Annotated in this window: 8 protein-coding genes; 7 read left to right on the top strand and 1 reads right to left on the bottom strand. The window is 54.9% G+C overall.

Annotation, left to right across the window (positions count from 1 at the left end):
- Window positions 1-33 precede the first annotated feature (33 nt).
- The 3 genes from Poly41_RS32360 (at window position 34) to Poly41_RS32370 (ending at window position 4,963) form a co-directional block, all read left to right on the top strand.
- Window positions 34-528 carry a hypothetical protein gene (locus tag Poly41_RS32360; RefSeq protein ID WP_146531517.1) on the top strand — a complete coding sequence of 165 codons (495 nt, stop codon included), beginning with the start codon at window positions 34-36 and terminating at the stop codon, window positions 526-528.
- Window positions 529-667: 139 nt separating this feature from the next.
- Window positions 668-1,774 carry a kappa-carrageenase gene (locus Poly41_RS32365; protein WP_146531518.1) on the top strand — a complete coding sequence of 369 codons (1,107 nt, stop codon included), beginning with the start codon at window positions 668-670 and terminating at the stop codon, window positions 1,772-1,774.
- 390 nt (window positions 1,775-2,164) lie between these two features.
- Window positions 2,165-4,963: a hypothetical protein gene (locus tag Poly41_RS32370; RefSeq protein WP_146531519.1), complete on the top strand. Its 2,799-nt coding sequence runs from the start codon at window positions 2,165-2,167 to the stop codon at window positions 4,961-4,963.
- 31 nt (window positions 4,964-4,994) lie between these two features.
- Here the strand turns inward: Poly41_RS32370 and Poly41_RS32375 are convergent, their stop codons facing one another.
- Window positions 4,995-5,417 (bottom strand): PGPGW domain-containing protein, encoded by a 423-nt coding sequence (locus Poly41_RS32375; protein WP_197231943.1) that lies wholly within the window; start codon window positions 5,415-5,417, stop codon window positions 4,995-4,997.
- Window positions 5,418-5,711: 294 nt separating this feature from the next.
- Between Poly41_RS32375 and Poly41_RS32380 the strand changes: the two genes are divergently transcribed.
- The 4 genes from Poly41_RS32380 to Poly41_RS32395 all read left to right on the top strand — a co-directional run bounded on the left by Poly41_RS32380 (window position 5,712) and on the right by Poly41_RS32395 (window position 11,806).
- Window positions 5,712-7,673, top strand: a complete 1,962-nt coding sequence (locus tag Poly41_RS32380; protein WP_231616125.1) for a sulfatase — start codon at window positions 5,712-5,714, stop codon at window positions 7,671-7,673.
- Window positions 7,674-7,762: 89 nt separating this feature from the next.
- The gene (locus Poly41_RS32385) at window positions 7,763-9,175 is read left to right on the top strand and encodes a sulfatase (RefSeq protein ID WP_146531521.1); all 1,413 of its coding nucleotides are present in this window, start codon (window positions 7,763-7,765) and stop codon (window positions 9,173-9,175) included.
- A 63-nt stretch (window positions 9,176-9,238) separates the two neighbouring features.
- On the top strand, window positions 9,239-10,993 hold the full coding sequence (locus tag Poly41_RS32390) for a sulfatase (RefSeq protein ID WP_146531522.1): 1,755 nt from the start codon (window positions 9,239-9,241) through the stop codon (window positions 10,991-10,993).
- 78 nt (window positions 10,994-11,071) lie between these two features.
- On the top strand, window positions 11,072-11,806 hold the full coding sequence (locus Poly41_RS32395; protein WP_146531523.1) for a glycoside hydrolase family 71/99 protein: 735 nt from the start codon (window positions 11,072-11,074) through the stop codon (window positions 11,804-11,806).
- Window positions 11,807-12,162: the final 356 nt, after the last annotated feature.

Below are 12,162 nucleotides of genomic sequence, written 5' to 3' on the forward strand. Positions count from 1 at the left end.
TTCTACGCCTCTTTTCTCGCACGGGAATCCCTGATGTCTGGTATCTACAAATCTCTGACGCTTGTCTCGATCAGCGGAATGCTTGTCATTCTCTCAGCACAACCTGCAAAAGCTCAATGTAGTGGCGGCGGTCGCAACATGCCATCAACCGGAAGCAACTCGACGCTCGCTTCGCTGACCCCCTATGGATCGACCGCGATGAACTTCCCCGGTTATCCGTCTTCGACGTCGCAAATGGCGAATTCGTATCAACAGCGTGTGGCGATGCTTCAGAATCAAATCTATGGGACCGCCAATCAATTGGCGGCGGAGCAACGACGAAAACGAGAAGAGTACCTTGAACGAGTCCGTCCATTTCGTTTGGCACGAGCGGAGGCAAAGCGAGAAGCCTACGCCGCGCGCGCCGCAGCAAGACTGGCTGAGCAAGGCAGTGAACCATCAAGTTCGCGAAGCCGCTATTCGTTGACGTCGACCCATCCCGACAAAGACGCTGACGACACGACGAGCTTTCCGTTGTCGATCCGTTAGCCTTCATGGGATCGCAACACTCATCAAAACGGATAGTACAAATGCAAGACATTGAGCGTGGTCCCTGTGACGACTGCGACAAATGCAGGATCATTTCGATCCATGATTTCACAAACCAATCCATTCGTTGGATGCCCCTATGAAATACCCATTTCTCCTTTCGATCTTGATTATTTCGTCTTCGGTTTCCACACTCGCGGCTGATCCTGTTCCTACAGGTGATGTACGTCTCGCAGCGAACAAAATGACCTTCGCCGCTGACCAGTCGGATGAGTTCAATCAGGACTCTATCGACCTCACCAAGTGGAACATCGACTCAAAGGACTTTGGACCTTGGAGTTGGGAACCGGAGAACGTTGTCCAAAAAGGCGGCGCGATGGAACTGCGAATGGAGCAAAAAGATCATCAGCGACGCGGAACACCATTGTACTACACCTCCGGCATGGCTCGGCTAGACAAGACGATCACGTACGGCTATTTCGAAGCACGCATCAAAGGTTGCTCTCGCTATCCCGGAGCCTGCCCGTCATTTTGGCTCTACAGCATCGGCCCTCAAAACCGTTTCATTGCCAGCGATGGCGAGACCGTCGCTTACTCAGAAATCGATGTCGTTGAGTTGCAGCAGAGTGAATACGACTTTGAGACAAAGAAGCACTTTCCGGTCAATCGGATCGACTGCAATTTGCACACGGTGCTCATCAAAGATGGCAAGCGAGTTTGGAGCCGTCCCAACAATCAACCGGAGCTTTGCAAAACACATTTCGATTCGCCCTGGGATCCACGCGAGGACTATCACGTCTATGCAGTCAAGAATACTCAAGAAGAGATTGTCTGGTACATCGACGGCAAAGAGGTCGGACGCAAACCGAACCTTTATTGGCACTTGCCGATGCATATCACACTTTCGCTCGGCCTTCGCTATCCGTTTGTGACCTACCAGGACGGCGAAATGGCTCCTGTTGCCGACAAGACAACCGCCGATGGCTTCCCGACTCATATGTCTGTCGATTACGTGCGAGTTTGGCGACTCAACAGCGATTCAACGACGACGACTCCTGCCAGCACGGATTGGCCGAAGCAACAGTACATTGCAAAGGAGAAAGCGAATTGGGAGAAGAACGGGTGGCCCTGGAACCAAGCGAAGGTCGAATCCAACTTTGCCGAGATAGACACCAACGACGATGGCATTGCGTCGGGAACCGAGCGACAAAACTGGTTTACTAAGAAAAAAGCGGAGGCAAAGTAATCAGCTCTTAGGAAACTCTTTTTCCCTGGCCTCGGATTCCGAACCGGACCCATTCGACCCTCTCCCAAAGAGTTCGTGCAGTTGTTAGTTGTTGATTGAAAAACCGGACGACCTCGGCAGAGGGGGGGGATAACTAAACACCGCAGCAGTCACAACTTAAAAACTGCACGACCTCCAAAGGAGAGGGAACGGTACCGCAACTCCCCGAAAAAAAACTTAGAAACGCACAACCTCTCAGTCTGCTGGGGACTAACGTAGAGGACCCGATCCGACATGAACTACGTCCACGCATGGTGCGATCAGGATCCGTCCGCTCAACGGAGCTCCAAAGTCTCTATGATCTAGCGATACTCTCTGCCCGCATCCCACCTCAGCGAGGACTACCTGCCGATGAAGTCTTGCCTGCACCATTACCTTTTCGCACTGCTGGTTGTTACGACTTTGGGTCCGTTGGCCGCTTGGTCCCAACAACTACGGCTCGACTTGAAACCGGTGATGCTCACGAATGAAGCCGAGGTTGGGGATCCGGCGGGTTTGGTCGATGAACAACGAGACATCATCGGTCCGCCGGTGGGGAAGCCGTCACATGCTTGGGAGGTGAATTCAAGATTCTGGAACGAATTTCCCTTCAGCGCGTACCTGGACCTGGGAACAACCAAGAATCTGTCGAGCCTTTGGCTGTTCGACACCAATGGATCGGGTGACGTCGTGATCAGCGCCGGGGAGCCGGGCAAGTGGCAAGAGGTGGAAACCTATGATTGCGGCTCCTATTTGAAGTGGGTGGAGGTCAAACTCGACGTGACAACCCGCTATCTACGAATCACTCGCATCACTCCCGGCGCGAATTTCAGCGAAATCGCCGTTTACGAATACTCCGACGAAGCCTTTCAGCAGCGGGTCGCTCTCAAGGCCGAAAAAGCAAGACGCGAAGCCGAACGACAGGCCGCACTGCAACAAGCTCGGGAGGAAGCACTGAAGCGACCGCTGATCGAGATGGCACCCTACGGCATGCTCTCGTTGGTCGATGAAATCGACTGCTCGGCAGCAGGTGTTCGCGAATCACCCACCGGAGTCAGCAAGGTCGAAACCATCTTGGGCCGTCCGGCTCGCGTCCTACCGCCGACCGCAAGCGAAGCGGCCTATTTCACTTACCGCATTGGCAAGATGAAATTGCTGCGTCCGAGTGGCGTCTATGTGTTGGCCGTCGATTACCCTGAAGACGCGCCACGTAGCATGCTGGTGATCAACACAGGCAATGAGACGTCTCGTGGTTTTCATACCGGCGAGACACTGGGCGATGCCTTGCACCCCAAGTACGTGAACAACCTCGTCGAATCGATTGACGTACCGCTCACTGGCGAATGGCAGACTTGGTCGCTGTTGTTCCGCCTACATGATCGGTTCCCTGAAACCGGTCTGCTCCGCGGTGCCGAACCGCGTCCGCTGACGCCGGAAAACGGCTTCGATGTAACGATCGCTCAATTCTCGGCCGAAAACACCCCCATCAGCCAAGGCGCCGCGGTGGGTCGAATCCGTTTATTCGAGGTAGTGGATCCGCACAAGCTGACGCAGACCGTGACGCTTCCGCCCGAAGACTTGCCTCGCCGCCATCTGTTCTGGCGGGAAGAGATGGCGGACGGCATTATCGACTTCAAAACGCCAGAAGCCGGTTTAGCCAATCCACTGGACTGGTATCGATACAAAGCCGAACTGATGTTGTTCTTGGGTATGAGAACCTACAGCAAGGACCTGCTTGAATTCGGCGCGTGCCAGCATTGGGACACGGAACCTCATGGTGGCAACGACTGGATGTTCCACGATAGCACCAGCAAACATTTATGGGCCGAGGTCGTCGAGTTGATGGGCAGTTATGGTTTCGAGATTTTGCCCTACTACGAATATTCGGGTAGCAAAGGTTACAAAGGACTGGGCAACCAGCGACGCGCGCGGCCGCTAACGCGTGATGATGCCTACACCCATATCAGCTGGGTGGAATCCGCCAATGCCGACCTGACAGATCCGGATACCATCGATGATTTCCAGAAAATGCTGGACCTGACCGTCCTTCGCTTGCGAAGCAGGGCGAATTTCGCTGGCATTTGGATCCGCAGTCGCGGTCAGATGCCCATCAGCTTTTCAGATAAAGCGCTATCGCGATTCTCAAAGGAAGCAGCAGACGATCGTCCAGTCACTCGTGAGACCTTGAAGGTGGATGCTGACCTTTATGGGAAGTACCTGGAGTGGTGGGGACGGAAACGGCGTGACTTCTTGATTGCCATGCGAGACTACTTGCAGTCGAACGGTGTTCCCGAGGCTTCGGTCCTATTCACCGGCAGCCCGAGCGAACCTGGCGTCTCCTTCAACACCTGGGATCCGCTGATGGTGACCGACCAACCAGACCTATGGCAGCCGATTCTGCAACAGCCGCAACATGCCGCAGGCGACCGCGGTGCGATCACCCCCCTGACCATCCAACAAGTCGTGGACGGCAATCTGTACTTGCAGGCTCTGACCACACCAGGTTTGAATTGGGGCGACTGGGAAGTGCATCACTCGCGGCCGGCTGACGACCCACAGCAATACCAGGATGTCCGCGACGTGATGCTGACACACGCCTTCAACCGCAATTATACCGTCGCCTCGCCGCAGACCATGCAGGCCTACCGGACACCGAGCGGATTGGCCATGGTCCGCCATTACACGCTGAACGAAAACATGATGTTCGACAAAAAGGACGAAGATAAAATCGGCTACTTTGTCGTCGATATCGAGCGGGCGGGGCCGTACTGCATGATGGCCGAGGCGCTGGCAGTGGCCAACGGAGATCCGACGATGATCGGCTACTTGGTGGGCTGCAATTTTGGTCGCGGCTTCCCCCAATATGTGCGCAACTTTAACGCCAACTACTTGGCGCTGCCGGCCTTGCCCAGCCAAGTTCTTGAACACGCCGCAAGCGATCGCGAAGTGGTCGTACGGAGCATCGTCACGGAAAAGCACGGCATATGGATCGCAGTGGTCAACACTTCGCTCCATGGCAAGCAGGGGGTGAGCATTGCCCTGCCCAGCGGCCAGGCCACGGATGCCGTTACCGGCGCACCAGTCCCCGTATCGGCAGGCAAAGCGACCCTCGACATGTACCCCTGCCAACTACGCACGTTCCGAGTGCGATCGGTGAAAGGAATTCGCTGAGACGTCGTCAAGCATGCCCCGTGGCAATTTCCTACAAGGCATCCGTCCCCTCTTTCGATGCCACGATCAACGGGACGCTACCGGCACGCGCTCGCATCCAATTCATCGCGTTGAGCACCGGGCGGCGGGAGATGAGCCGTTGTTCGATTTTGTATTTCCCTGGAAAATTCAAGAGCGAGAGACCTATCAAAATGCTCAGAAGCCCCTGCCCAGGCAACAGCAACATGGCAATGCCTATCATGACAAGTACCGCTCCAGCGGAATTCTTGGTGAGACGCCAGGCAAAGTAAGCAATTGGCGAGACGTTCTCAGGTCGGGTGCAATGCCGATGCCGGTACGCAAAGTAATCGGCTGGTAAACGCACAATGATCGCCGGCACCGCCAGTAGCGAGGCGAAAAACATTGCCACCGATCCGGCGATGAGCCACCACATCAAAGTCTCATTGATGAACAAGCCCGTTATCCTTTGAAGACACAAATATCCACTATTCGCAACCACCGCGTCAATCTTGGCAGCAACGTTCGATCATCGCAGCAGGTGTCAGGACTTCCGATCGAACTTTTTCCGTGCCTGCATTGTTTCGATCGAATCCGTCAGCGATAATCGGCTGTCGAGAGTCGCGCGGAAGGTTCGCAGAGAGCCTTAACAATGGCGACGGCTCACCCCCCCACCCCCCCCCCCCCCCCGCAGTCGTCTCGCTCCTCGCTCTACGAAAGGAACAGAAAGTACGTGAATACCCTGCCTGAAATGAGACGTCCCCCTCGGATCACGTCGTCCATGCGACTGGTGATTTTCATCGGTGTGATTTCGACCGGAATCCTGCCCACTTTGGTGCAGGCTGAATCGAAGCCCAACGTCGTATTCATTCTTGCCGATGATCTTGGCTGGAGCGATACGACGCTGTTCGGTACGACATCGTTCTATAAGACGCCGAACATCGAACGATTGGCTGCTCGGGGCGTGACCTTCACGCGAGCCTATTCGGCCAGTCCGTTGTGCTCGCCGACAAGAGCGAGCGTGCTGACGGGGCTCAGCCCTGCACGACATGGAATCACTTCGCCGAACTGTCACCTACCGAAAGTGACTCTGACAGCCACCACAACCAAGACGGCTGCGGCGAATCAGAAATGCACGATTCCGAATTCGGTGTCTCGGTTGAAAACCGACTACTACACCCTAGCTGAAATGTTCAAAGACAACGGCTATGCGACGGGACACTTTGGAAAGTGGCATCTGGGACCGGAACCGTACTCACCATTGGAACACGGTTTTGACGTGGACGTTCCTCACCACCCAGGTCCGGGACCGGCGGGAAGCTACGTGGCGCCGTGGAAGTTCAAGGATTTCGACCACGATCCCGATATCCCTGACGAACACATTGAAGATCGCATGGCGAAAGAAGCCGTCGCGTTCATGGAACAGAACAAAGACAAACCGTTCTTCCTGAACTACTGGATGTTCAGCGTTCACGCTCCCTTTGATGCCAAACGCGGTTTGATCGAAAAGTATCGAAAGCAGGTTGATGCGAACAATCCGCAGCGTAGCCCAACGTACGCCGCGATGATCGAAAGCATGGACGACGCGATCGGAGCGCTCCTCGACACACTCGAGCGGCTTGGCGTCGCAGACAACACGATCATTGTTTTCGCCTCGGACAACGGCGGCAACATGTACAACGAAGTCGATGGGACGTCGGCGACCAGTAACGCTCCGCTCCGCGGCGGCAAGGCGACGATGTACGAAGGCGGAACTCGCGGGCCAGCGATCGTGATACAACCGGGCGAGGTCGAAGCGGGGGCACGTAGTGATGAGGTCATTCAAAGCTGTGACTTCTACCCGACGTTGCTTGAACTGCTGGCGATCCAACCTCAACCTGGGCAATCATTCGATGGCATAAGCATCGTTCCGGCGTTGCATGGAAAAAAACTCGACCGAGAAGCCATCTTCACGTACTTCCCCCATTCACCAGGAATTCCGGAATGGCTACCACCCTCGGTGAGTGTGCATCAAGGCGATTGGAAGCTGATCCGCATCTTCCACAACGGCGAACGCGGCAGCCACCGCTACAAACTCTTCAATCTGAAGAACGATTTGGGCGAGCAAAAAGACCTCGCTTCTGAGTTCCCAGAACGAGTCGATCAGTTGGACGCTCTGATTGAGAAGTTTCTCATCGAAACCGATGCCGTATGCCCGCTTCCCAATCCAAATTTCGATGTCACAAAGTACCGTCCGGAACTTGAGGGCAAAGCAGCACTCAAGGGAGGTGCCGACGCACCAAAGAAGACGCCGACGAAACCAGCAAAGCGAGTCGCTGGTTGGCAGCCCGCAGGCAACGCCTCGGTGGTGGTCAAAGATGGCAAGTTGAACGTCACCAGTGACGGCGGCGATCCTCACTTGAGCTACCCGTTGCCGAAACCGGTTGCGGAGCCATCGCTCATCCTAACCTTCACGATGACCTCCAACTCTCAAGGCAACGGGCAGGTCTTTTGGCACGAGCAAGGCGTCTCACCGGCGTACTTTCGTGATCGAAGCACATCGTTTGAAGTTCAACACGATGGAAAAGCTCATGAATACGCCGTTGAATTGACAACCCGAAATCCCATTGAGGGTGTACGCATCGATCCGTCGACAGCCTCAGGAGACATTCAAATCTCTAACATCAGCCTGTCAACAAGCGACGGACGTGAGCTCTACCGGTGGGAACTCTGAATTAACGTGGTGTCTGGCATCAGGGGCTTTTGCCAGTGACATTCACCTGTCCAGTTGGTCAAAACGAAACTCTCACCCCAGTCTTCACAATGAACCGATTTTTCATATTACTGTTTTGCGTCAGCGTAGCGTTTGCGTCGTCCCTCGATGCTGAACAGCCTAATGTGTTGTTGATTTCCGTTGACGACCTCAATGACTGGGTTGGCTGTCTTGGCGGGCATCCACAATCCATGACGCCCAACGTCGATCGTCTCGCCAACATGGGAACGCTGTTTGCCAATGCCCATTGTCAGTCACCCGTCTGCAATCCGTCGCGTGCCAGCATGATGACGGGGCGTTATCCTCATTCGTCCGGAATCTATTTCCTTTCGCCCGACTTGAAGCAAGCACCCGCTCTCGAAGGTGTCAGGACGATGCCGGAAGTTTTTGCTTTGGCCGGTTACAAGACGATGGCGACCGGAAAACTCTTTCACACCGGTGACAAACGCTTTTTCCAAGAGTACCAACCCTCCGGAGGATTTGGGCCACGCCCGGAAAAAAAGATCTCGCAGCCGCACGGGCATCCGCTTTGGGATTGGGGCGTCTATCCCGAAGACGAAGACTTGATGCCAGACATGAAAGCCGCCAAGTGGGCCGTCAATCAATTGGAAAAGAAGCACGACCAACCCTTTTTCATGGGGGTGGGCTTCTATCGTCCTCACGTTCCCATGTACGCGCCTCAAAAATGGTTCGACATGCATCCGCGAACAGAGGTCAAATTACCACGGGTCAAAGAGGACGATCGTAATGACCTGAGCCAGTACGCGATCGACTTGACTAATCTCGAGCATGTATCGCCGACGCACCAGTGGGTTACCGAGGCGGGACAGTGGGAGCATGCCGTGCAGTCGTATTTGGCTTGCGTCAGCTTTGCGGATCATTGCCTGGGAATCGTGTTGGATGCGCTCGAGTCAAGCGAATATTCCGACAACACCATCGTCGTACTGTTCTCCGACCATGGCTTTCATCTGGGCGAAAAACAGCGTTGGGCCAAGCGGTCGCTATGGGAAGACGGAACGCGGGTCCCGATCGTCATATCTGCGCCGGGATTCAAAACGCAACAGCGAACGGGCCAACCTGCTGAACTGTTAGATATCTTCCCAACCCTTTTGGAACTCGCAGGGTTACCCGCGGACGCCGACCAAGAAGGGCAGAGTCTCGTTCCCTTGATGAAGAATCCCAATGGAGAGTGGAGTCACCCCGCGATCACCAGCTTTGGCCTTGGCAATTTCGCGATTCGATCTTCTCAGTACCGTTTCATTCAGTACCACGACGGTTCGCAGGAACTCTATGACCTGACCAGCGATCCTCATGAGTGGACGAATCTTGCGTCCAACCCAGAGTATCAGCAGATCATCGCCCAGCACGCCGCGTATCTGCCAGAAGATCAACATCCCGTCTTGCCCGGCAACTCGACTGGCCACCAGGCCTACGCCGCAGCCAACGCCAAGATTGCGCAGTAGAACCCATCCAATAGACGCTGGCATCGCCACATTCTCTCGATCAATCGAAATAGGAAACCACGAATGACCACTCTGCTGCGCTCGCTTTTCCTTGTATTCGTTTGTGCGTCCATCGTGAGTGCGGATGATCACCCGAAGCCGAACGTGATTGTGATCCTCGCGGATGATCTTGGGATCGTTGACATGAATGCCTACGCGACGAAGTTTACAGGGACGAAACCGTCGCAGATGTACTATGAGACGCCAAACCTAGATCGACTGGCGAAGGAAGGCTTGGCCTTTTCGCAAGCCTACGCTTGCCACCTCTGCTCGCCTGCACGCGCAAGTCTTCTAACGGGCAAGTACGCTGCACGCACGGGATTCACGACGGCGGTCGGGGGCAACGTGCGAACCTTTTACAATCAAGCGATCAAGCCACCACAAGACTACGTCGCCCAGGACGCGCTGGTTTGGCAAGACAAAATCGACATCCAACAAGCGCTGCTCAACGGCACCACCCGTGATGCGTTGGCGTCGGGCCAGCCGTCCGATAATGGGCAAAACGAAACGACGCTCGCGGAAGCCATGCCCGAGCATGACGCAGCCTTCATTGGCAAGTGGCATCTGGGTGGTCATGGATCGCAAGGTTGGCAACCAGCCGACCAAGGCTTCGAGGAAATCTCGTACTTCGACGAAGGTGGATCGCCGTACTTCAATTGGCGAGGTCTATGGGACAGCGGCGAAAAGCTATTCCCCAAAACACCCCAACCGAAACTGCTGCGTGGGAAATCGGGGGGAAACCGAGGGCAGGAATACCTCACCGATGAACTGACCGAACACGCGATTGACTTCTTGCGCCGACGGGCCGATTCCGAGACATCCCAGAACAAACCGTTCTTCCTGCACTTCTGTCACTTTGCGGTCCACACGCCGTTCCAAGGACCCACCGACGATGTGGCGTACTTTGAACAGAAATCGACGCGGGGTTGGAACGGACATGACAATGCCATTTATGCAGCGATGCTGAAACGGTTGGATGTTTCGGTCGGTCGGATTCTTGATACGCTTGAAGAAACTGGCCTTGATGAAAACACACTGGTCGTCTTCATGAGTGACAACGGAGGCGTGACTTACACCGACCCGGTCGCGACCAACAATGCACCGTTCAAAGGAGGCAAGGCTCTGCATTTTGAAGGTGGTATTCGCGTGCCGCTGGTGATTCGTTGGAAGGGCCGTGTCGCGGGAGATCGCTGGAGCAACGTGCCGGTCGACTGCAACGATATTTTCCCGACGGTTTTAGACTTAACTGGCTACGACCTAGCCGACCACATCAAGCCGGGCGGGATCGACGGACGCAGTTTGGCTCCGCTGTTGGACGACCCAACGAATGCGAAAAGCGACTACGCGCGGGACACGTTCTTCTGGCATTACCCACTAAATGTGATTGTCAAGAATCCCGAAGATGGATTGCCATCGGCTCCTTCATCCGCGGTGCGAAAAGGAGATTGGAAATTGATCTTTGATTGGTCGGGTGCGCTGCGACTCTACAACATCGCGGAGGATCCATTCGAAAAGAACGAATTATCGGCGGCGATGCCCGAGAAGGCCCACTCGCTATTCATTCAACTGAATGATTGGATGGATAAAAGTGTCGAGGTCAAATACACACCAGCAATCAATCCCGACTACGATCCCTCCGAAGAGTCTCGCAAGCGACCCTTCGTTGACCTGCGCCGAAAATACTTAGGCGCGGACCGAGCGATTCGGACGGTCGAACACGACCCTAGGTTTACGCTGATTCCCGCTGGCGTCCAACCTCACGTCAACACCTCGAAATAGCATCCAAAAAGCTGGGTGAGGTTTACGCAGTCTGTTTCCCTGCTTTTTCCAGCCAGAGTCCATGACCATGCCATCTTCATGCCGAGCACTGCCAGCCGTCCTGCTGCTGCTTGGATTCAGCATCCCGGTCTTCGCCACGGAGAACCATCCGGTCAAGGCGCCGTCAAGAACGGCAAGGCCCCATTGATCCTCGCCCACTACATGCCGTGGTACCTCGCAAAGCCTTCGAGCGACCGCTGGGGATGGCACTGGACCATGAACCACTTTGATCCAGAAAAGAAGACCGATGGACGACGCGAAATCGCATCCAAATTCCATCCGTTGATCGGGCCTTATGATTCCGGCGACATTGACGTGTTGGAATATCACTTGCTGACGATAGAATTGGCCGGGATCGACGGCGTGATCGTTGACTGGTACGGGCGAACGGATTTTCGCGATTATGCCCTTTTGAATCGCAATACCTATCGGTTGCTGCAGCAATGCGAACGATTGAAAATGAAATTCGTCATTCGCTACGAAGACCAGACGATTCCTGCATTGGTTGAAGGCAATCGAATCAAAGCGAGCCAACGCAGTGCGCATGCGACCCGCGAGATCAACTGGCTCGGCAAATACTGGTTCAAGTCACCCAGTTACGTTCGGATCGACGACAAGCCCGTCATGCTTTCGTTTGGTCACGCCGGTTTGACCAACGAAGAATGGAGCGATTGCTTGAACTTCGTCGGTCGAAGCGCTTCGACACCGGCAAGCTGGATGCCGTCGCCGATACGATCGCCCGAGGTCACGTGGGGGATGCTCGAGTTGCTTTGAAGAAAATGGAAGCGGTTCAATAGACCGCTTTCGATCGCAGTTGTGTGACGGAGCAATCTATGACATGCCCGTCATCAGCATGGATTGCTATCCCACTCTCCTTTAAGGCATTGGTATCTACACAAGTTTCCTTAGTTTGTAGACTGCCCTGGATGGAATCAATCTTCCGCGGCTGGAGCCGCGTCTGCAACGTCGTTATCTGCAATTGGTGCAGGAACACATGAAATCAGCCAACCGAAATGCTGCCGGTCCAGCTCTTCTGTCGGGCGAAAACCAAGCGTTTTCGGCGACCCAGGCGACTTGGAGGTTTCTTTCCAACCCCAATGTTTCGCTGCTCGACTTGGTCGAACCGCTTC

This window comes from Novipirellula artificiosorum, from assembly GCF_007860135.1.
Lineage (GTDB): Bacteria > Planctomycetota > Planctomycetia > Pirellulales > Pirellulaceae > Novipirellula_A > Novipirellula_A artificiosorum.

Bases quoted from the DNA above. Each gene is read 5' to 3' on its own strand.
- Poly41_RS32360 (WP_146531517.1), top strand. From the start codon at position 34: ATGTCTGGTATCTACAAATCTCTGACGCTTGTCTCGATCAGCGGAATG.
- Poly41_RS32365 (WP_146531518.1), top strand. From the start codon at position 668: ATGAAATACCCATTTCTCCTTTCGATCTTGATTATTTCGTCTTCGGTT.
- Poly41_RS32370 (WP_146531519.1), top strand. From the start codon at position 2,165: ATGAAGTCTTGCCTGCACCATTACCTTTTCGCACTGCTGGTTGTTACG.
- Poly41_RS32380 (WP_231616125.1), top strand. From the start codon at position 5,712: ATGAGACGTCCCCCTCGGATCACGTCGTCCATGCGACTGGTGATTTTC.
- Poly41_RS32385 (WP_146531521.1), top strand. From the start codon at position 7,763: ATGAACCGATTTTTCATATTACTGTTTTGCGTCAGCGTAGCGTTTGCG.
- Poly41_RS32390 (WP_146531522.1), top strand. From the start codon at position 9,239: ATGACCACTCTGCTGCGCTCGCTTTTCCTTGTATTCGTTTGTGCGTCC.
- Poly41_RS32395 (WP_146531523.1), top strand. From the start codon at position 11,072: ATGCCGAGCACTGCCAGCCGTCCTGCTGCTGCTTGGATTCAGCATCCC.